The sequence below is a fragment of the Acinetobacter sp. ACNIH1 genome, from assembly GCF_002934695.1.
In the GTDB taxonomy this organism is placed as follows: Bacteria; Pseudomonadota; Gammaproteobacteria; order Pseudomonadales; family Moraxellaceae; genus Acinetobacter; species Acinetobacter variabilis.
This window is the reverse complement of sequence record NZ_CP026420.1, coordinates 2,527,356-2,547,907: the sequence shown is the minus strand read 5'-3', so window position 1 is coordinate 2,547,907 and position 20,552 is coordinate 2,527,356. Positions and strand designations below refer to the sequence as shown.

Here is a 20,552-nt window from a genome sequence, read left to right as displayed (position 1 = left end):
CTTAAAATGACTAAACAACAAAATCTAAATGATCAGGCGTCATTTTCCGCACCCATTGAAGATTTGCAAGTGCGAATTGCATTTTTAGATGATTTAGTTGAAGAGCTGAATCAGCAGGTCACTCGCCAGAATCTGGAAATTGCCGATTTAAAAAAACAAATGCAGTTGTTATATCAACGTGTTGAGTCTGCAGATTTGTCCGAAGGGATTGATGCTTTTGATCCGGTCACCAACCGTCCACCGCATTATTAATTTACAAATAATTTTTAAAAAGAAAGCAAAAAGAAAGCCCTCCAGTCGTGAGGGCTTTCTTTTAAGCAGGTGAAGCTCGATAAACCTAAACCAAGTCACCACTTTTACTTCGTCCAAGATGATCTTTAAAATCTAAATATCGTCATGGAAGGTGGAAACTATTTGACCTTTCACACACTTCCTACTCTAATAGTATTTTTCTAGCTCAGTTTTTAATCTTGCCTTATGCACCAAAAAGTTGTCCTTCTTGATCTCGAAAATAACTTTCCTACAGCCAAACTGTTACGTGACATCGTTGAACATTATCCGACCTTGTATCTGTTTAACTGTGCCGGAAAATTCGAGTTTGCTCTAGAAGAACTGACTGAGTTGGCCAGCTGGATCAGCAGCGGACAAATTATTATTCTGAATGTCCTGGAAGCAGAGCATAAAGAATATGAATATGCCCTGATTGTGGGTCAGCTGATGGCTTTGCTAGAAGCAGATACTCATGTCGAGCTGATTTCAGCCATGGATAGCAGTGAAATGCTGATGAAAATGCTTCAGGCTTCGGATATTGATTGCAGCCTGATTCAGGTGCTGCCAGAGGATGCATCCACAGGGGCTCAAGATAAACCTAAAATCCAGTTGCCAAGTATTGAAGCCATTAAAGCAAAACCGGCTTTGCAGCTGGTGAAAAAGTACTGTGATGCGCTCGGCAAGATGAGTGGTAAACCGACCACGCTCGAAACCTTAAAAAATTCAGTCACCAATATTCTGCAAGTTTTACCAGGCAAAGCGCAGCATGTAGTTGGCATGCTGATTAATCTGAAAATAGTCAAACGTTATGACGAGCAGATCAGTTTCCGTAAAAAAGTTTTGAAACAGTGGGTGCAACTAGATCTCAATGACAACCAACCTGCTGAAAAACGAGCTTTGGATCAGGCAGTCTCGAAGCTCAATACTGAAGAGCCTGTGGTTGAACCTGCTCAATCTCCAATCCAGTCTGCCCAGCAAGGTCTGTTCAAAAACTTTAATAAAATTGATCCGGTACAGCTCGAAGTCGCACGCAAGCTGTGCGAATTACAGGGAAATAAGCCTAAAGATATTTAGGACTTACGCATTGACGGATTCAAAAAAGTATTAAAATACTTTATAAAGTATCTGTGATTAGACGAATTAAACATGCTTCTACAGCAACTTGTACATTACCCATTTATATGGGCTTTCTCATGACAGAACCGAACTCTATTAGCTGCACACAACTTGCCGAGACTTATAATATCTCGCATGATAGTGTAAATCGCTTTCTAGAGCGTGAAGACTACACACCTCACGACCTATATCAAGAATCAATTCAACATATTGATAATAATAAACTTATAGTCAGTATTGATGATACTGTTTTAGATAAACCATATAGTCAACATATGGACTTGGTTAGCTATTTTTGGTCAGGCAAACACCACCGATCCGTCAAGGGTATTAATCTCATTACCTTGTATGCGACAGATCAAAATGGTCAAAATATTCCAATTAATTTCCGAATTTATGACAAATCTGAAAGTAAAACCAAGAATGATTACTTTATGGATATGTTAAGTGAAGTACTCAGTTGGGGTGCAAAGATTCAATTTATTACAGGTGATAGTTGGTATTCATCGACTGGAAATCTAAAAACCATAAGAAAATATGGTATTCGATTTATGTTTGGTATCGACTGTAACCGTAAGGTTTCCCCAGAAAAAGGACAATGGTTTCAACTGCGTTTATTGCCAGATTTCCATCAGGGTCAAGTGGTCTGGCTCAAAGATTTTGGCTTTGTACAATTATTTAAGACTCAGTTAAAAGAACAGCAGAGGTTTTATATTGTGCATCAAGATGAAGATGATTTATTGTCCTTTGAGGGTTTTCATGAATTACATTCAAGTCATTGGAAAATAGAGCAATATCACCGGGTGATTAAACAGGTTTGTCATATTGAAAAGTTTCAAGTAAGACGATCTAAACTGATTTTGAATCATATTTTCTCAGCCTTGATGGCCTATGTTGAGATACAAAAGAACCAGTTTGAGCGGATCTTTGAAAATATATATCGTTGGCAGAAGAAATTATTTAGACCAGTTATCAAAAACTTCATTGATGACTTTATTCTCGATAAAAATCATCTGCTACCACAGAGAATCTATAAATAATAGTGCGTAAGTCCTAATATTTATGAATTACGTGATTTACTCGAGCAGTTATTTCCACAATCAGATGTCCGTCTTTTACTTAAAGAGTTGATTGAAAAAGGATATATTTATTGGAATGGTCACGAAGTGTTATATAGTCATGAGATGTTTCTAAATTAGAATAATCTCATGAGGGCATATGAAAAAAATACTGTTATTGGATATTGAAAACTTACACAAAACTGAAACAGAGCTCCTTCAATATCTTGCCCAATATCAATATGTTTATCTGGTCTATGCCAAAACGCCCATGGGGTTTAGTCTAGACGGTGTCGTCAGGCTTGCAGCTGCAATCAGTGCAGGAAAACTAAAAGTCCTGAAGATGCCTAAAATAGGTAAAGACGCTGCTGATTTTGGCCTATGTTTTATTGCTGGACAGCTTTCTACCCAATATAAAAGCTCTGAAGTTTGCTTCGAGATTATGTCGAATGACTTTTCTATGGAATATGTGGCGGACTTACTTAAAATTGCCAAATTTCAGGCTAAAGTTATTTCAGCTAAACCATTAGTCAATCCAAATATTGCTCAGCAAATAAAAGCAGAAATAGACATTCAAAAACTGATTTTTCAATACTGCTCCAATTTAGTAAGAAGTAACTTTTCTAAGCCTGCAAAAGTAGAAAGTTTAATCAACTCGCTTAAAGCCAATTTAAAAGTGGAAGAAAAATGTGCTCAGCTTTTAGTGGATGAGTTAATCAGAATAAAAATTATTAAAAATCAGTCTAGTAAGCTTCAATATCAGACTGCAGCAATTGAAAAATTTTATAAACAGCATTTAGCTACCGTCGAAACCGTCGAAACCGTCGAAACCGTCGAAACCGTCGAAACCGTCGAAACCGTCGAAACCGTCGAAACCGTCGAAACTCAAGATGAAGTGACTGAAAGAAAATTAAGTCATTTACGTCTGCGCCTGATGCCTTATCTCAATGTTGTTGCAGAACGTCGGCCTAAATTTATTGCCAGTTTCGAGGTGTTACTAGAGCGATGCGTGCCTAAGGAAGAGGTCCGAGAATCATTCAATTTACTCATCAAACATCAGCTAATACAGTTAAATAAACGGGAAATTATTTATAGTCCGCAGCTGCTGGGAAATTAAATTTATCCAGCGGTGCTTGCCTTTTATAGCGGGCTTATGCAAATCTAATATAAGAACATAAAGGTTGAACTATGGAAAATACCGGAATCTGGGTGGCAGTTGTCATCATCGTTTTCGTACTGGGGTCTATTTTTGGTCTGCGTGTGAGTCCTAGAGAAAAGGCATTAGGACTCATGCGTGATAAAGCCCGCAAGATGGGCTTACATCCACGTCTGGTGGTTGCACCTGACTGGACTAATATTCCCAAGGTGACTGAAAGTCGTGCCAGTATGGTGGCCTATTATAGTGTGCTGCTTCCAGATGCCCGTTTACCGCTGATGCGTGCCCGCGTGGTTGATAACAAACTTGAACTGGTGCATGGGGATGACAAATTTAAAGATTTTCCCATTGCATTAAAGGGCATTTATGCTATTGATATGCAGGCAAACTGTGTAGGACTCTATTGGGATGAAGAATCTGATCTTAGAGCCACACAACTTGATGACATCAAGGCACTATTACATTCTTTGGCTGAACTTTAATTTTAGAAATAAACAGGATTAAACGGTTAATATGGCGAACGCTCCTCGGTCCACATCAAAAAGCAGCACGGCGAAGTCTTCCGACGCTGGAAGTAAACGTGCCTTGGTGATTGTGGAGTCGCCTGCAAAAGCGAAAACAATCAACAAGTATCTCGGTTCAAACTACATCGTAAAATCTTCGGTGGGTCATGTGCGTGACTTACCGACGGGCGGCTCTGCGAAAACTGCAGAGAAAAAACCGGTGACCCGAACCAAGCTGACTGAAGCAGAAAAAGCAGAAAAATCACAGCAGGCGTTGATTAACCGGATGGGTGTCGATCCAGAACATGACTGGAAAGCCAAATATGAAGTCCTTCCGGGCAAGGAAGGCGTAGTCGCTGAACTAAAAAAACTGGCATCGCAAGTCGATGAAGTGTATCTCGCAACGGATTTGGACCGTGAAGGGGAAGCGATTGCCTGGCACTTAAAAGAAGTGATCGGCGGCGATGATTCACGCTACCAGCGTGTAGTCTTTAACGAAATTACCAAAAATGCCATTCAGGAAGCGTTTAAGCAACCATCTCGTCTAGATACCAATAAGGTCAATGCCCAGCAGGCGCGCCGTTTCTTAGACCGTGTCGTCGGCTTCATGATTTCACCACTGCTCTGGGAAAAAATTGCCCGTGGTCTGTCTGCGGGACGTGTACAGTCTGTCGCTGTAAAGCTGGTCGTGGAACGCGAACGTGAAATTCGTAAGTTCATTCCGGAAGAATACTGGCAAGTATTTGCTGATACCAAAGCGAAAAAAGATGACATTCGCCTGGAAGCAGTGAAGCAAAATGGCAAGACCTTAAAGCTACACAATAAAGCTGAAACTGATGCTTTGTTGAACCTGATCAAAGATGCCGAATACAAGGTGATGAGCCGTGAGGATAAACCAACCAAGGTCAATCCAAGCGCGCCGTATATCACTTCAACGCTACAGCAGGCAGCCAGCACACGTTTAGGCTTCTCGGTGAAGAAAACCATGATGCTGGCGCAGCGCCTGTATGAAGCTGGTTTCATTACCTATATGCGTACTGACTCCACCTTCCTGAGTGATGATGCAGTCAATATGGTGCGCGGTCATATCGAGTCTGAATACGGCGAGAAATATCTGCCAGCCAAGCCGAACCGTTATGGTAATAAAGCCGGTGCGCAGGAAGCTCACGAAGCCATTCGTCCATCTAATGTCGCGCTGAAAGGCGATAGTCTTGCTGGAGTGGAACGTGATGCACAGCGTCTGTATGACCTGATCTGGCGTCAGTTTGTGGCCTGTCAGATGACACCTGCTGAATATTTATCTTCTACGATTTTAGTCGATGCCAATGGTGTCGAGCTGAAAGCCAAAGGTCGTACCTTAGTATTTGATGGTTTCACCAAAGTTCGTGGTCAGAACAAATCTGATGATGATGTATTGTTACCGGCAGTGAAAGTCGGTGAAGTGCTGAAGCTGGAAAAACTAGATCCATCTCAACATTTTACCAAGCCACCGGCACGTTTTACTGAAGCATCTTTAGTCAAAGAGCTTGAGAAAAAAGGTATTGGTCGCCCTTCGACTTATGCTGCCATTATCTCGACCATTCAGGATCGTGGTTACGTAAAACTGGAGAACCGTCGTCTCTTTGCCGAGAAGATGGGTGAGATCGTTACTGACCGTCTAGATGAAAGTTTCAATAATCTGATGAACTACGACTTTACTGCAGACCTTGAAGGTCAGCTGGATAAAGTGGCAGATGGTGAGCGCAACTGGAAAGATCTGTTAGACAGCTTCTATGGTGATTTCAAGAAACGTCTAACCAATGCTCAGGGTGAAAACGGCATGCGCCGCAATCAGCCTGTAGAAGTTGAAGCAGTCCATTGTAAAGAATGTGACCGTCCGATGCAGATCCGTACCGGCACAACAGGTGTCTTCCTGGGCTGTTCAGGTTATAACCTGCCACCGAAAGAACGTTGTAAAGGTACATTGAACCTGACTCCGGTTGAATCTCTGGCAGCACTGTCTGATGATGATGCCGCTGAAACCGCTGATCTGATGTCGAAGAAACGTTGTCCAGTCTGTGGCACTGCAATGGACAGCTATGTGATTGATGGCGGCCGTAAACTGCATATTTGTGGTAATAACCCGGACTGTACAGGTTATGAGCTGGAAGAAGGCGAATTCAAGATTAAGGGTTATGATGGCCCAACCATTCCATGTGACAAATGTGATGGTGAAATGCAGCTGAAAACTGGCCGTTTTGGTCCATATTTTGCCTGCACCAGCTGTGAAAATACCCGTAAAGTCTTAAAGAATGGTCAGCCTGCACCTCCGCGCGTTGATCCGATCAAGATGGAACACCTGCGTTCAACCAAGCATGACGATTTCTTTGTTCTGCGGGATGGTGCCGCAGGTCTGTTCCTGGCTGCGAGCAAGTTTCCGAAAGTCCGTGAAACTCGCGCACCGAAAGTGGCAGAACTGCGTACTGTGGCGGATCAGCTGGATCCAAAATATCAGTTTATTCTGCAGGCGCCAGATGTGGATCCTGAAGGGAATCCAACTCTAGTGAAATTTAGCCGTAAGAACCAGTCTCAATATATTGGATCAGAAACCCCGGAAGGCAAGCAAACCAAATGGTCGCTGGTTTATCAGGATGGCAAATGGGTTGAAGCCTAAGCTATAAGACATCAAGAAAATGCTGACGAAAGTCGGCATTTTTTTATGACTAAGTATTTTTGATCAACACAGTTCTAGGATATTCTAGGCGTTAAATAATAAAAGATTAAAATAGGAATCATCCATGATTTGGCTAGATAAATTCCTGTTCTTAAGTATCGGATTAGGATCTATCCTGTATTTCATGCTTGGAAAGATTAATGAAATGGGTATTCCTATGGATCGGGGAATGATGATTATTCTGGTGATTATTATGTCGCTGGTTACTTTGAGCTGTGTTTTATATCTGCGCTCTGAAGATCAAAAAACGAAACAAAAATAACTTTTAAATAAACTATATAGGACTTACGCATTGAGGGATTTAAAAAAGTCTCAAACTACTTTATAACGTATCTGTGATCAGACGAACTAAACATGCTTCTACAGCAACTTGTACATTACCCATTTATATGGGCTTTCTCATGACAGAACCAAACTCTATTAGCTGCACACAACTTGCCGAGACTTATAATATCTCGCATGACAGTGTAAATCGCTTTTTGGAGCGTGAAGACTACACAGCTCGCGATCTATATCAAGAAGCAATTCAACACATTGATAATAATAAACTTATAGTCAGTATTGATGATACTGTTTTAGATAAGCCATATAGTCAACATATGGACTTAGTTAGCTATTTTTGGTCAGGTAAACACCACCGATCCGTCAAGGGTATTAATCTCATTACCTTGTATGCGACAGATCAACATGGCAAAAATATTCCAATTAATTTTCGAATTTATGATAAGTCAGAAAGTAAAACCAAGAATGATTACTTTATGGAGATGTTAAGTGAAGTACTCGATTGGGGTGCAAAGATTCAATTCATTACAGGTGATAGTTGGTATTCATCGACTGAAAATCTAAAAACCATAAGAAAACATGGTATTCGATTTATGTTTGGTGTCGACAGTAACCGTAAGGTTTCCCCTGAAAAAGGACAATGGTTTCAACTCCGTTTATTGCCGAATTTTCATCAGGGTCAAGTGGTCTGGCTCAAAGATGTTGGCTTTGTACAATTATTTAAGACTCAGTTAAAAGAACAGCAGAGATTTTATATTGTGCATCAAGATGAAGATGATTTATTGTCCTTTGATGGTTTTTATGAATTACATTCAAGTCATTGGAAAATAGAACAATATCATCGAGTAATTAAACAGGTTTGTCATATTGAAAAGTTTCAAGTAAGACGATCCAAGCTGATTTTGAATCATATTTTCTCAGCCTTGATGGCCTATGTTGAGATACAAAAGAACCAGTTTGAGCGGATCTTTGAAAATGTATATCGTTGGCAGAAGAAATTATTTAGACCAATTATCAAGAACTTTATTGATGAATTTATTCTCGATAAGAATCATCTGCTGCCACAGAAAATCTATAAATAATAGTGCGTAAGTCCTAACTATATATTGGCATGTTCATATGTGGAAAAAAATCCGAATCCTGATTTTATTGATGATTTTATTTGTGGTGGCAGTAAATGCTTATCGAGATCAGAATCAGGACTGGAACAAACCAATCTTTGTTCTGTTGCATCCGATCAATGCAGATGGATTGGCGACTACACAGCAATATATCCAGCAATTGTCTGCTCAGGATCTAAAAGGGACACAAGAATATCTGGAAAAAGCGGCCCAGCAGTACCGTGGACAGCCCACTTATTTTTATTTTAATCTGGGACATGAACTCAAAGAATTGCCACCTAAAGTGCCGGAGCAGGCCTCCTTACTTGGCACCATTTTATGGAGTCTGAAATTCCGTTTCTATGCCTGGCAACAGCAGCAAGGTTCAGATCCTTCCTCGAACGTTACTCTCTTTTTAAATTATTATGATCCTGCACACACCCAGCAATTAAAACATTCAACGGCTCTGCAAAAAGGCCGGATTGGTTCAGTCAATCTATTTGCTTCAAGCAGACAGTCTGACCAGAATAAGATTGTGCTGGTGCATGAATTACTGCATACCTTTGGCGCTTCAGATAAATATGATCTCACTACAGGCCAGCCGATATACCCCGTCGGTTATGCTAATCCCAATCAGCAGCCTTTATTTCCCCAAACCAAAGCTGAGCTAATGGCAGGGCACATTCCAGTATCGCAAAGCACCAGTAAAATGCCAGAATCTTTAAATCAGACTCTGATTAATGAAATCACGGCGATTGAACTTGGCTGGAAAAAATAATTAACGAAGTGCTGAATAAACCGGCATAAGTTACCATTTTTATAGATAAACTCAGTCAATTTCTAACAAATTTCTCCATGATTTAAGAGCATAATCAAAGTCATAGCCAATTACTTGAGAAGAATATGAAGACTGTTGGAAATGATCTGGTTCGGCATCAATTGCATGAAAACCGTAAATGGTATTTAGGCCTGGGTGCCTTATTAGTGTTATTTGGAATTGTACTGTTAGCGTCGCTGCCTTTTGCCACCTTATCTGTAGTATTCCTGTTTGGGGTCCTGATGATGATAGGTGGGGTAGTTCATCTGATTGCCGGGATTAAAATCTTCGATGGGACATTTCGCTGGCTCTGGCTGCTATTCGGTATCATCTATTTTATTGCGGGATATTATGCTTTTAGCACGCCAGCGAAAACTGCGATTGTACTGACCAATCTGCTTGCGATTGCTTTGATTGTGGCGGGAATAATTCGCGTCTTGAATGCTTTTATCTTTAAAGCATTTCGCGGCTGGGGCTGGACTTTATTTTCCGGGATTTTAACTTTAGCTACAGGTATCCTGATTCTATTGTCACCGAATGCACCGTTCTGGGTTCTAGGTGCTTTTCTGGCAATCGATATTTTGTTCCAAGGGATTAACTATCTGACTTTAGCTTCCTATATCAAGCATCGTGTTCCAAAAAGCTCCGCAGATATTTAAGTAAGACCAGTATAAAAAAGAGTGCAATGAGCGCTCTTTTTTTATTGGCATGTTCAGCTTTGCCTGTAAGATGGGTATGCATTTCAAATTAGTATAAAACCTATAACGCGGCCGATCATATTCATGAAAATCTTTGTTCTAGCTCCCGATTCATTTAAGGAAAGTATGACTGCCGAACAGGCCTGTCAGGCGATGCAGCGTGGTATTTTGCAGGTCTTTCCTGATGCAAATTGTATTACTTTACCAATGGCAGATGGTGGTGAAGGAACTGTAGATGCATTAATTTTAAGCCTAAAAGGTGAACGAGTAACGTGCCAAGTCACTGGACCATTAGCCAGTCAGTCGATCGAAACTTACTTTGGCTTGGTTGATGCTGGTCAGACCGCAGTGATTGAAATGGCGAAAGCCAATGGCATTCATCTGCTCGAAGCTGCTCGACGTAATCCCATGTTGACCTCGACTTATGGCACAGGGGAAATGATCAAACAGGCGCTGGAGCTTGGCGTAAAGAAAATCATTATCGGGCTCGGTGGTAGTGTGACCAATGACGGTGGTGCTGGAATGGCTCAGGCTTTAGGAGCCCGATTCTTAAATACTGCGGGAGAATCAATTCAGGTCTGTGGTGGTAATCTGGATCAGATTGATCAAATTGATTTTTCCCAACTCGATACTCGTTTAAACAATACAGAAATCCTGATTGCTTCAGATGTGAATAATCCATTGTGTGGACCGAATGGTGCTTCAGTGATCTTTGGGCCGCAGAAAGGTGCAACATCGGAAATGGTACAGCAGCTGGATCGAAATCTAAGACATTTTGCTGATCTGGTTGAAACAAGCTTAGATATTTCTTTTAAAAACTTTCCCGGCGCAGGGGCAGCCGGTGGGTTAGGTTTTGGGTTGATGGCGTTTGCAGGAGCAAAGCTGCAATCCGGCGTAACGTTAATTACGGAACAAAATAGACTAGCGGAAAAAATTGCAGATGCAGATTATGTTCTTACTGGCGAGGGCAAGATCGATCATCAGACCGCTTTAGGAAAAACCCCATTTGGTGTGGCTCAGGTCGCCCAGCAATTGAATAAACCGGTAATTGCGTTTGCAGGTTTGGTCGGTGAAGGGATTGAGTCACTGTATCAGACTGGATTTAGCCAGATTATCGGAATTAATCCACCAGATTGTTTATTGGAAGAAGCCTTAAAGAATGCAGAAATTAATCTGGAAAAAGCAGTTGTTCAAACTGTTCAAAATATTCAGGAACAGGGTGTTTGAGTAAGATGGTCATTGCCGCAAAAGCTTGATAAAAAGACAAATATAAATGCCTAAGCAGATTTTACTTTTCAAGGATGAGAATCCTCAAAATATATTTTGAGTTCGCAAGGTGACAAAAATCCTTTGCTAGGTTGAGGGTATATCCCTATACCCCAATCCAGAAGACGGCATTCATGCCGTCAACCCTATAGCGAATTAAGAATAAAAGTTCGGTCTGTTTCAGAGCAGCTCAAAGCTATAATAAGAGTGATCTGTTAAACTACACCTATCCACAGAATGATGAGTGAAAATGAGTTTAGCCACCCTGATTGATGAATTAAATCCCCAACAAAAACAAGCTGCGACGACTGATGCCAAGCACAGTCTGGTTTTGGCTGGGGCGGGCTGTGGCAAGACCAAAACTATCGTGGCGCGTGCAACTTATCTGATTGATCAGGGTGTACCAGCGAATCAGATTCAGATTCTGACCTTTACTCGTCGTGCGGCGAGTGAAATCGTGGCACGGGTGGAACTGGCACTCGATGAACAGGCCAAAGGCTTACGTGCATCGACGTTTCATACCTTCTGTATGTATCTGCTGCGCCGAATTCCAAAGGCTTTTGGTCTGGAACAGTTTTCAATTATTGACCGTGATGATCAGCTGATGATGTTCCGCCTGATCCGTGGTCGGGATGACAAGAAAAATCCGGATTACCTGCCAAAGCCACAGGAACTCTGTAATTTATATTCCTTTGCGCGAAATACCCGGCAAAAACTGAGTCTGTCTTTGGAAAAGCAGATGCCGGAATATCTGGCACTCAAAGACCAGATTGCCGACATTATGAAGGAATATGAAGCGCGTAAGCGTGCGCGTAGCTTTCTGGATTATGACGATATCCTCGCTGTGGTGGCGACTGCTTTGGCACAGTCTGAAGGTCTGGTGGACTATGTGGCTTCGATCTGTCGACATATGCTGGTGGATGAAATGCAAGATACCAATCCACTGCAATGGGCATTGCTGGAACCTCTCAAAGAACATATTAGCCTATTCTGTGTTGGGGATGATGCGCAGTCGATTTATGGTTTCCGCGGTGCCGATTTTGAAAATATTCACCATTTCAAAGAGCGTGTGCCGGATGCAAAAATTTTTAAACTAGAAAAGAATTACCGATCAACCCAGGAAATTCTGGACCTGTCTAATTGGTTACTGGATCAGTCCGAAATCAAATATGACAAACGTCTGGATGCGCATCGTGGTGAAGGCATTAAGCCGAAGATGCACATTTTCCCGAATGAATTTGATGAAGCCAAATGGATCGCGATTGATATAAAAGAGCGCCATTATCTGCAAGGCAGCAAATGGTCCGATCATATGGTGCTGGTACGTTCCAGTTATGCAGCGCGACATATTGAAGCAGCTTGTATCGCGGCCAATGTTCCGTATCGATTCATTGGCGGGATGAAACTGTTAGAAACTGCACATGTAAAAGATCTGCTCAGCCTGTTGCGTGTGGTGGCGAACCCGCTGGACGATATTGCCTGGATGCGCTTTTTGACATTATGGAATGGTATCGGTGATGTCGGTGCAAGCAAACTGTCACAGCAGCTTTTAGCTGAGCCAGAGATGGAAAAGATTGCCGACAAGCTGGAAAAATTTGGCAAGATCCCGCTAGAAACCATTCTGATCATGAAGCAAATGGCGGTACTCAAAACCGAAGTACAGGCCTGTGTTGGTCTGGCAGTACAGGCGATTGAAGCACAACTGGCCGAGAACTATAAAAAGGACTGGAATCGCCGTCAGGGTGATTTTGAATTGGTTAAACAGCTAGCTTCTAAACATGCTCAAGTGAGTGAATTTCTGGAAGAATATGTGCTCGATCCGGTCTCTATTTCTGAAATTGAACGCCAGTCGGATACGGATGTAGTGACCCTCATTACCATTCACTCGGCCAAGGGTACGGAACAGAAAGTTTGTTATGTGGCCAATGTCACGCCGGGACAATATCCGCATGCACGTGCGCAAGGAGATTTCGATGATGTCGAGGAAGAGCGTCGTGTGCTGTATGTAGCGTTGACTCGTGCACAGAATGAGCTAATTCTGACCAAGCAAAACCTCAATCACTGGGCGCGTGAAACGGTAGATGAGCAGGGACGTAAAATTGAAAGCTATTTTCTTAATAATCTGAACCGTAATTTATGTGTTACAGAAACTCATTACAAAACCCGTCAACAGACTGTGAAAAGTGCTTTAATGGAGCGCCAGTCGATTAATTTAGATTTTGGGATTGATCTCGATTAAACTATCCTTTCTGGGTTTGACGCAAAAAGTAGAGTAGGCACGTGCTTTTTGATTATTTTTGCCTATCTTCCTAAGGTTATCCGATGAAAATTTTAGTTCGTAACTTGGCACGCACTGTAACAGAAGCTGAATTGCTGACCCTGTTTCAGCAATACGGTACTGTTGAATCTTGTGCGCTAGTCATGGATGCAGAAACAGGCAAGTCTAAAGGTTTTGCTTTCGTAGAAATGCCGCATGGCCGTGAAGCTGTTAAAGCAATTAAAGGTTTAAATACACTGCGCTTGCATGGTCAGGGGATTCGTGTGAAGCAAGCTGAAGAAAAGCCACAGGCTTAATAATACCTTATAAAAAAGAGCATGTGTGATGCTCTTTTTTTTGCCCTTAAAAAGGTTTGGATTTTTACTGAAGAGTCAATATCAGCAGTCTGAAGTATCAAGATCATGCAGAATAGATCGACAGCGTAGACAATCTTGCATTGCGTAATGCGAGCGTACGTTTTACTTTATAAGAGCCAAAATTTGTTTTAATGCTTAGGAAATCTCGATGACACGAGTTGCTCGCTATCATGCGGACCGTACCAATCAAAAACTTTATTTCACCCGTCTGGCCTGTCAGCAGGCTGAACAGACTGATCATGTGCAGCAGGCACAAGCTCATCGTGAAGCTGCCGTATTTCATCTGCATGGGGCACTGTTGGCCTTTTTACAGGAACTGGTACGCTATTACCGTCTGAATGACCTGAGCCCGACGCTGAAATCAATTGAAGAGCTCATGGCGACTAAGGGTCAGGTATCACCTGAAGTGACCGTATTACAGCATTTATCCAAAGATGGTTTTCTGGCTGAGCTGAAACGTGCTTACCGTCTCTGCCAATATGCGCCCGAGCCAAGTTCGCCACAACCTGAAGACGAAACTTCTTCAAATCTCATCATTAAAGTCACACAGACACCACAAGCCTGGTTACCTGATACTGCTATATTACGAGAATGGCATCGTGACCTGACGCAGCTTATTGATGGTTTTCGTAATGAGATGGTTGAATTTTAATCTGATCAGCTGTACTTGAAATTGCGATTATTAACCCTATATCAATTACTCTAATGATGCAAAGTGCAATCGCTCTTTGCCACCATGTTGAACATGGAGGATATATGTCTATAGAACAGTTGAAAGATTTATTTGGTAATCAAGACGCGATTTTGGAACTCGTTCAACTTGAAGGTGGCGCGTTGGCATTACGAAATGCGGGCTCAAAAAAACAGCCATTAGTCATGATTCAGTTTAATGACGAGGTGAAAGCCCTGTTGGGTGATCAAACGCCTGTGATTGCACAACACATGATTCAAGCCGCTTTATATGGTTTGCTGGAACAGCAGGTCAATGAATGGCAAGCTGAAGTTGTGGATGAAGAGCCAAAATATATGAGCTAAATTGCCTACCCTGGCGAGCAGGAAAGCACACTTGAAGTGTGCTTTTTCTGTTTTTATGAAATAAAAAAATAGAGAATAAGAGAAAAATTAAGTCGGTTAAATTAGAGAAGCAATTTAAAATTTTATAGTTTAGCGATCTGATAAATTTCAGTCCAATCAATAAAAAAAGAAGTTGCCAATTTTGACAACTTCTTTAAAAAATCAGCCTGAATAATGCGTAGGTGGATGGTTATGCGCAATCTCGATCTGGTTCAAAATATGATTGCTCATATTTCTCGCCATCTCCTCTTTGGCATAGTACACCTCGCCAATATTGTCACGGCGAATCACTTCAGCTTCTTCCTTGCTTTCCGCACATAGCAGAATCTGAATAGCAGGATTTAGGGTATTGGCAATATCCACGATTTTGTGGATATCAATAATATCCATTGGTGAGATCACCAGTAGACGTGCATGCTGAATATGAGCTTGAATCAGCACACCAGGTTCAGTTGCGACACCAGAAACTGCTGCAATGCCTTTTTTACGCAAGTTCTCTACGATCTCACGATTTTCTTCGGCAATAACTACCTTAATATTTTGTTCCATTAAGGATAGGGTAATCCGACGACCGACTTCACCATGCCCGACAATCACCACCTGATCGCGCAGATAGTCCTGCGAGACTTCATCCGGTAGCATGGCAAGCGGATCACCACTACGCTCCAATAAACGCGCGAGAGACGAACGTTCGCGAATCCATTTTTGTACTGGTTCTACTGCTGAGAAAATAAACGAGTTCAGGGTAATCGAAATCAGGGCACCCGCCAGAATCAGGTTTTGTCCATCGAGTGATAATAGATTTAGCGATACACCAAGTGCGGCCAGAATAAAAGAGAATTCACCAATTTGTGCCAGAGATGCACCGACGGTGAGTGCCGTATTGATTGGGTAGCGGAAGAACAGCACCAGTGCCATCGCTGCGATGGTTTTACCGATCATAATAATACCGAGCACCGCCAATACATGAAGCGGCTGATCCATCAGAATACGCGGATCAAACAGCATACCAACCGAAACAAAGAACAGAATCGAGAAGATTTCACGCAACGGTAAGGTTTCTTCCTCAGCACGGTGGCTGAAGTCAGACTCTTTGACCACCATCCCGGCAAAGAACGCACCGAGTGCCATGGATACGCCAAAGACCTTATAAGCCCCAAAGGCAATCGATACGGCTGCAGCTACGACGGTTAAGGTAAACAGCTCACGTGAGCCTAAACGTGCGACTACTTGCATGATCATTGGTACCAGACGCTTACCAATAATGAGCATGAAGGCAATGAAACCGGCTACTTTGAGTAGGGTAATGCCTAAGGTGATCCAGACATTCTGATCGCTACTACTGCCTTCCAGGGCCTGACCACCGAGCAGTACTGCAGTTGCAGGTAATAATACCAGTGCCAGCACCATGACCAGATCTTCAACCAGCAACCAGCCCACCGCAATTTTTCCGTTAATGGATTCGAGCAGGCCACGATCCCCTAGGGCTTTGAGAAGCACGACGGTACTGGCACAGGACAGGCTTAAGCCAAAGATCAGGGCAGAGCCAAAATTCCAGCCCCAGAGCATGGAGACCCCGACTCCGAGCAGTGTTGCGACTGCAATCTGTAAGACCGCACCTGGCAAAGCAATACGCCTGACCTGCATTAGGTCATTGAGAGAAAAGTGCATCCCGACACCAAACATCAGGAACATGACGCCAAGTTCGGCTAGCTGGTTCGCCAGATGTACATCACCGACGACGCCTGGGGTGTTCGGGCTAATCAGAATCCCGGCAACCAGATAACCAATCAGGGGGGGAAGGCGTAGACGTGCAGCGATATAGCCAAAAACCAGGGCCAAGCCAAAACCGACAGCTAACAGGATAATGAGCTCTACGTCATGTGGCACTAAACACTCCTTTAAAATAAATTTTATGAAATTTCAGTTTTTTATGGGAAATAAGCACAGAAAATGCCAGAAGGAACAGAAAGTTTATCAAGCCGCATAAAAAAAATGCAAAAAAAAACGACCGGGAAGGTCGCTTTTTTCAAAAAACTAAAATTATTTGATTTTAGCTTCTTTGAAGATTACGTGTTGACGGATTTTTGGATCAAATTTTTTGATTTCCATTTTTTCCGGCATAGTACGTTTGTTCTTAGTAGTGGTATAGAAATAACCTGTACCAGCTGAAGAAACTAAGCGAATCTTATCACGCATTGTCCTGACTCCTTACTTAGATCTTTTGACCTTGAGCACGAAGGTCAGCAACAACCTTTTCAATGCCCAATTTGTCGATAATACGCATACCTTTAGTGGTTAAACGAAGACGTACAAAACGTTTTTCGCTTTCTAACCAGAAACGGTGGTGGTGCAGGTTCGGCTCGAACCGGCGCTTAGTTTTGTTGTTGGCGTGTGAGACGTTGTTACCAACGACTGGACGCTTGCCGGTAACTTGGCAAACCTTAGACATGGTGTAACTCCATTGATTTAGCCAACAGCAAATCTGTATGGCCAGTCAAAAATAAACGGATTGAATTCATTCAAGGGGCGTTTTATATCAAAAATGCGCTTAAAAGACAAGCGATTTTATCTAAAACGAAGCATGAGCCCGTGTGATAGCTCATGCCTTGATCATTTATCGAAGAAGTGTCTTCGAAATCAGCTTATGGATCGGCTTATTAAACGGAGGCAGAATGTATTTCAAGCTATACAGCTTAGGATTCGACATTACTGACCGTTCATGCGACAAACTGAAGAAGCCTTCTGGCCCATGATATTTACCCATACCGGAAGCACCGACACCACCAAATGGCAGATCGTCCTGTGCGACATGGGTTAATACAGTATTTTGCCCGAAATGCCCTGAATGGGTACGCTGTGCGACATAATCAGCACGCGCCTGATCAAAGTCGAAATAGTATAATGCAAGTGGACGCGGACGGCTATTAATAAAGTCGATGACGTCGTCAATTTGATCATATTCCATGATCGGCAGGAGCGGCCCAAAGATTTCATGCTGCATGATCTGCATGCTTGGCATGACATTGGTTACAAGAGTCGGTGCAATTTTACGCAGGTCTGCTGGCGATTCATTACGCGGATTGATTTCAATAATCTGCGCACCTTGCTCACGGGCATCATCCAGATAACCTTGCAAGCGGTTGTACTGTTTGTCATTGATAATCGAGGTGTAATCCTGATTATGGCTGATGTCCGGATACATGCTTTCGACACAGGCTTTAAAATGATCGATAAACTCGGCAGTTTTGCCACGTGGCAGGAACATATAATCCGGCGCTACACAGGTCTGTCCGGCATTCCAGAGCTTGCCCACGGCAATACGCTGAGCCACATCACGCAGGTCAATCGATGGATGCACCAGTACAGGGGACTTGCCACCCAGTTCCAAAATTACTGGTACCAGATTTTCAGCAGCCGCTGCCATCACGGTTTTACCGACAGCTGTTGAACCGGTAAAGATCATCTTGTCAAAAACCAGTCGGCAGAAGGCATCAGATACCGTACCGCCACCATTCACCACGGCAACCAGTTCTTTAGGAAAAGCTTCAGCTAAGGCTTTTTCCAATACCTTGCCAAAAGCAGCCGATGAACTAGAAATTTTGATCATGGCATGGTTACCCGCAGCCAACGCACAGATCAGAGGGCCGATGGATAATAATAAAGGGTAGTTCCACGGCGCGATGATGCCGATCACGCCTAGAGGCTGATACTGTACCCAGGCTTTTGCCGGCTGGTGAATAATACCGACATGACGCTTGGACGGTTTCATCCAGCCGGTCAGGTTTTTGCTGTAATATTTAATATGTTCAAGACAAGTCAGTAACTCACCAATTTTGGTTTCCCCGACAGAGCGGTTACCATAGTCCTGATTAATTGCATCGGCAAATTGATCTTGATACTTAACTAAGATACGCTTAAGCCGAGCTAAACGATCGATACGTTCCTTTGCAGTCGGCAGTGGGTAGCGTAAGTAGGCGTGTTTTTGTTGAGCCAGAATTTCATTGAGGTGCTGGCTATCAAGAAAATGTGGTGTCATTGAAGTTGTTTTTGTGTGACTGTTCATGCCGCACTACCATTATTCAAAATCGATTAATTAATTTTTAGAGCAAATACTCTAATTAGTCAAGTTACTTTGTGTGTTAGCCTTGCTAATGCATGAACTGAATGGTTATTTTAGGATGTCCCAAACCAAAACGTTAAAAACCAAAGAGCGTATCTTACAGCTCAGCTTGCAGTTGTTTAATGAACGTGGCGAACGATCTGTAACCACCAATCATATTGCTGCTGAACTCGGCATGAGTCCAGGTAATCTGTATTACTATTTCCGTAATAAAAATGAAATTATCAAGGAACTGATGGAGCAGTATCAGCATCAGACGCTGGAAATGCTAGCACTTCCGGAAGATCGTGCTCTGGATGCCAATGATAAGATTCATTATTTTCAGGTACTGAGCAGTCAGCTTTGGGCTTATCGTTTTCTGCACCGTGATGTATACCATCTGGTCGAAAATAACGAAGATTTCCGCAAGCTTTATCCGCGTTTTGCTGGACAGGTCATGCAGCAGGGACAAAAAATTTATAAAGCCTTCGTAAATGCCGGCTTGATGGAAATGACCGATTCAGAAATTGAAGCGCTGATCATTAACCTATGGATTGTACTGACCAACTGGACCAACTTCCTGTATATGTCGGGGCATATTACCGATTCCAACACTCTGGAAGAAAAATGGGTCTGGCAAGCACTGCGTCAGATGGTGTTTCTGGAAGGTGCTTACCTGCGTGGTGAAAGCCGTCAAACGTATGAGAGCCTGCTCAATTCGTTTGGTTCTTCAGAGCTATTTGCCAGTCTATCGTCGCCTAAACCGCCTGAATCTGAACAAACTATTCAGAATATCTAAGAAACGCGTTAGAATACTCGGCTTATTTTTTTAATTTAACTAATTAGTGACCTTAACCAACATGAATATGACGACTGCTAATACCGCACGTTTATTGATTACTTGTGAAGACAAGCCGGGCATCGTGCAGGCTGTTTCAAGCTTCTTGTATCATCAGGGTGCCAACATTACGGCGCTTGATCAATACGCGACAGCAGCGCAGGGCGGACGTTACTTCATGCGTGTTGAGTTTGAACTGGACAATCTGCAAAGCCGTAAAGAAAGCCTGTTGCAGACTTTTGCTGCCAATGTTGCAGAGCGTTATGGCATGCACTGGCGTCTGGCACTGGTTAGTGATGTGAAAAAGGTCGGTATTCTGGTCTCTAAAGTCGACCATGCGTTGCTTGAACTGCTATGGCGTCATGCACGCGGCGGTCTGCCATGTGAAATCACTAAAGTAGTATCTAACCACGAGACTCTACGTGAATCAGTCGAAAACTTCGGTATTCCGTTTGAAGTGGTTCCGGTGACCAAAGAGAACAAACGTGAAGCTTATGCACAGATCGATGAACTGATGCAGGGCAACGATCTGCTGGTATTAGCCCGTTATATGCAGATTCTTGATGAAGAGTTCGTAAGTAAATGGGAAATGAAAGTGATCAATATTCACCATTCATTCCTGCCAGCGTTCGTGGGTGCCAATCCTTACAAACAAGCGTATGACAAAGGTGTAAAACTGATCGGTGCAACTGCACACTATGTGACAGCTGATCTGGATCAGGGTCCAATCATCGAGCAGGATGTAGAGCGTGTGAACCATGACTTTACTGTGGAACAGCTGCGTGAACTGGGTCAGGACGTTGAACGTAATGTACTGGCACGTGCAGTGAGATGGCATCTGGAAGACCGTGTCATTGTCGACGGCAATAAAACTGTCGTGTTCCAATAAGCACTTGCATCTCTGTTTAAAAAAGGCATACTTTAA

General features: G+C 42.7%; 20 protein-coding genes and 1 pseudogene. 17 read left to right on the top strand and 4 right to left on the bottom strand.

Annotated features, from left to right (window positions below):
* Nucleotides 1-6: 6 nt before the first annotated feature.
* The 15 genes and pseudogenes from C3F22_RS12455 to C3F22_RS12385 all read left to right on the top strand — a co-directional run bounded on the left by C3F22_RS12455 (nt 7) and on the right by C3F22_RS12385 (nt 14,648).
* A complete protein-coding gene (locus C3F22_RS12455) occupies nt 7-252 on the top strand; it encodes a SlyX family protein (RefSeq protein ID WP_005232320.1) in 246 nt (81 codons plus the stop codon).
* Between the two features lie 225 nt (nt 253-477).
* Nucleotides 478-1,341, top strand: a pseudogene (locus C3F22_RS12450) (hypothetical protein); the annotation flags it as partial.
* Nucleotides 1,342-1,397: 56 nt separating this feature from the next.
* Nucleotides 1,398-2,426: a transposase gene (locus C3F22_RS12445; RefSeq protein WP_104425909.1), complete on the top strand. Its 1,029-nt coding sequence runs from the start codon at nt 1,398-1,400 to the stop codon at nt 2,424-2,426.
* A gap of 196 nt (nt 2,427-2,622) precedes the next feature.
* Entirely contained in the window at nt 2,623-3,561 is a 939-nt protein-coding gene (locus C3F22_RS18420; protein ID WP_262477306.1) for a PIN domain-containing protein, read from the top strand.
* A gap of 71 nt (nt 3,562-3,632) precedes the next feature.
* On the top strand, nt 3,633-4,082 hold the full coding sequence (locus C3F22_RS12435; protein WP_005232313.1) for an ammonium transporter: 450 nt from the start codon (nt 3,633-3,635) through the stop codon (nt 4,080-4,082).
* Between the two features lie 31 nt (nt 4,083-4,113).
* Complete coding sequence (gene topA / locus C3F22_RS12430; protein ID WP_104426635.1) at nt 4,114-6,756, top strand: type I DNA topoisomerase; 2,643 nt, start codon at nt 4,114-4,116, stop codon at nt 6,754-6,756.
* Between the two features lie 124 nt (nt 6,757-6,880).
* A complete protein-coding gene (locus C3F22_RS12425; protein ID WP_005232309.1) occupies nt 6,881-7,078 on the top strand; it encodes a hypothetical protein in 198 nt (65 codons plus the stop codon).
* A gap of 73 nt (nt 7,079-7,151) precedes the next feature.
* Nucleotides 7,152-8,180: a transposase gene (locus C3F22_RS12420; protein WP_077067961.1), complete on the top strand. Its 1,029-nt coding sequence runs from the start codon at nt 7,152-7,154 to the stop codon at nt 8,178-8,180.
* 37 nt (nt 8,181-8,217) lie between these two features.
* A complete protein-coding gene (locus C3F22_RS12415; RefSeq protein ID WP_005232308.1) occupies nt 8,218-8,976 on the top strand; it encodes a hypothetical protein in 759 nt (252 codons plus the stop codon).
* 125 nt (nt 8,977-9,101) lie between these two features.
* Nucleotides 9,102-9,674, top strand: coding sequence for an HdeD family acid-resistance protein (locus C3F22_RS12410; RefSeq protein WP_005232306.1), 573 nt, complete (start codon nt 9,102-9,104; stop codon nt 9,672-9,674).
* Between the two features lie 123 nt (nt 9,675-9,797).
* Nucleotides 9,798-10,940, top strand: coding sequence for a glycerate kinase (locus C3F22_RS12405; protein ID WP_005232304.1), 1,143 nt, complete (start codon nt 9,798-9,800; stop codon nt 10,938-10,940).
* Nucleotides 10,941-11,229: 289 nt separating this feature from the next.
* Nucleotides 11,230-13,218: an ATP-dependent helicase gene (locus C3F22_RS12400; RefSeq protein WP_104426634.1), complete on the top strand. Its 1,989-nt coding sequence runs from the start codon at nt 11,230-11,232 to the stop codon at nt 13,216-13,218.
* Nucleotides 13,219-13,301: 83 nt separating this feature from the next.
* Nucleotides 13,302-13,553 (top strand): RNA recognition motif domain-containing protein, encoded by a 252-nt coding sequence (locus C3F22_RS12395; RefSeq protein WP_005232301.1) that lies wholly within the window; start codon nt 13,302-13,304, stop codon nt 13,551-13,553.
* A gap of 208 nt (nt 13,554-13,761) precedes the next feature.
* Complete coding sequence (locus tag C3F22_RS12390) at nt 13,762-14,265, top strand: DUF6586 family protein (RefSeq protein ID WP_005232300.1); 504 nt, start codon at nt 13,762-13,764, stop codon at nt 14,263-14,265.
* A 104-nt stretch (nt 14,266-14,369) separates the two neighbouring features.
* Entirely contained in the window at nt 14,370-14,648 is a 279-nt protein-coding gene (locus C3F22_RS12385; protein ID WP_004781893.1) for a hypothetical protein, read from the top strand.
* A gap of 201 nt (nt 14,649-14,849) precedes the next feature.
* Here C3F22_RS12385 and C3F22_RS12380 read toward each other — a convergent pair whose 3' ends face one another.
* From C3F22_RS12380 to C3F22_RS12365, 4 genes are all read right to left on the bottom strand, one after another.
* Nucleotides 14,850-16,577 carry a cation:proton antiporter gene (locus C3F22_RS12380; RefSeq protein ID WP_104426633.1) on the bottom strand — a complete coding sequence of 576 codons (1,728 nt, stop codon included), beginning with the start codon at nt 16,575-16,577 and terminating at the stop codon, nt 14,850-14,852.
* 153 nt (nt 16,578-16,730) lie between these two features.
* On the bottom strand, nt 16,731-16,886 hold the full coding sequence (gene rpmG, locus C3F22_RS12375) for a 50S ribosomal protein L33 (RefSeq protein ID WP_001205031.1): 156 nt from the start codon (nt 16,884-16,886) through the stop codon (nt 16,731-16,733).
* A gap of 16 nt (nt 16,887-16,902) precedes the next feature.
* Nucleotides 16,903-17,139 carry a 50S ribosomal protein L28 gene (gene rpmB, locus C3F22_RS12370; protein ID WP_000048256.1) on the bottom strand — a complete coding sequence of 79 codons (237 nt, stop codon included), beginning with the start codon at nt 17,137-17,139 and terminating at the stop codon, nt 16,903-16,905.
* Between the two features lie 165 nt (nt 17,140-17,304).
* Nucleotides 17,305-18,753 (bottom strand): coniferyl aldehyde dehydrogenase, encoded by a 1,449-nt coding sequence (locus tag C3F22_RS12365; protein WP_005232298.1) that lies wholly within the window; start codon nt 18,751-18,753, stop codon nt 17,305-17,307.
* Nucleotides 18,754-18,868: 115 nt separating this feature from the next.
* Between C3F22_RS12365 and C3F22_RS12360 the strand changes: the two genes are divergently transcribed.
* Nucleotides 18,869-19,588 (top strand): TetR/AcrR family transcriptional regulator, encoded by a 720-nt coding sequence (locus C3F22_RS12360; RefSeq protein ID WP_213064457.1) that lies wholly within the window; start codon nt 18,869-18,871, stop codon nt 19,586-19,588.
* Nucleotides 19,589-19,649: 61 nt separating this feature from the next.
* Nucleotides 19,650-20,516, top strand: coding sequence for a formyltetrahydrofolate deformylase (gene purU, locus C3F22_RS12355; protein WP_005232297.1), 867 nt, complete (start codon nt 19,650-19,652; stop codon nt 20,514-20,516).
* The last annotated feature ends 36 nt before the right edge of the window (nt 20,517-20,552 follow it).

What these genes read in the sequence shown, in the direction of transcription:
- C3F22_RS12390 (WP_005232300.1), top strand. Translation starts at nt 13,762, where the DNA reads ATGACACGAGTTGCTCGCTATCATGCGGACCGTACCAATCAAAAACTT.
- C3F22_RS12365 (WP_005232298.1), bottom strand. Translation starts at nt 18,753, where the DNA reads ATGAACAGTCACACAAAAACAACTTCAATGACACCACATTTTCTTGAT.
- C3F22_RS12415 (WP_005232308.1), top strand. Translation starts at nt 8,218, where the DNA reads ATGTGGAAAAAAATCCGAATCCTGATTTTATTGATGATTTTATTTGTG.
- C3F22_RS12435 (WP_005232313.1), top strand. Translation starts at nt 3,633, where the DNA reads ATGGAAAATACCGGAATCTGGGTGGCAGTTGTCATCATCGTTTTCGTA.
- C3F22_RS12385 (WP_004781893.1), top strand. Translation starts at nt 14,370, where the DNA reads ATGTCTATAGAACAGTTGAAAGATTTATTTGGTAATCAAGACGCGATT.
- C3F22_RS12400 (WP_104426634.1), top strand. Translation starts at nt 11,230, where the DNA reads ATGAGTTTAGCCACCCTGATTGATGAATTAAATCCCCAACAAAAACAA.
- C3F22_RS12395 (WP_005232301.1), top strand. Translation starts at nt 13,302, where the DNA reads ATGAAAATTTTAGTTCGTAACTTGGCACGCACTGTAACAGAAGCTGAA.
- C3F22_RS12425 (WP_005232309.1), top strand. Translation starts at nt 6,881, where the DNA reads ATGATTTGGCTAGATAAATTCCTGTTCTTAAGTATCGGATTAGGATCT.
- topA (WP_104426635.1), top strand. Translation starts at nt 4,114, where the DNA reads ATGGCGAACGCTCCTCGGTCCACATCAAAAAGCAGCACGGCGAAGTCT.
- rpmG (WP_001205031.1), bottom strand. Translation starts at nt 16,886, where the DNA reads ATGCGTGATAAGATTCGCTTAGTTTCTTCAGCTGGTACAGGTTATTTC.
- purU (WP_005232297.1), top strand. Translation starts at nt 19,650, where the DNA reads ATGAATATGACGACTGCTAATACCGCACGTTTATTGATTACTTGTGAA.
- C3F22_RS12455 (WP_005232320.1), top strand. Translation starts at nt 7, where the DNA reads ATGACTAAACAACAAAATCTAAATGATCAGGCGTCATTTTCCGCACCC.
- C3F22_RS12405 (WP_005232304.1), top strand. Translation starts at nt 9,798, where the DNA reads ATGAAAATCTTTGTTCTAGCTCCCGATTCATTTAAGGAAAGTATGACT.
- rpmB (WP_000048256.1), bottom strand. Translation starts at nt 17,139, where the DNA reads ATGTCTAAGGTTTGCCAAGTTACCGGCAAGCGTCCAGTCGTTGGTAAC.
- C3F22_RS12360 (WP_213064457.1), top strand. Translation starts at nt 18,869, where the DNA reads ATGTCCCAAACCAAAACGTTAAAAACCAAAGAGCGTATCTTACAGCTC.
- C3F22_RS12410 (WP_005232306.1), top strand. Translation starts at nt 9,102, where the DNA reads ATGAAGACTGTTGGAAATGATCTGGTTCGGCATCAATTGCATGAAAAC.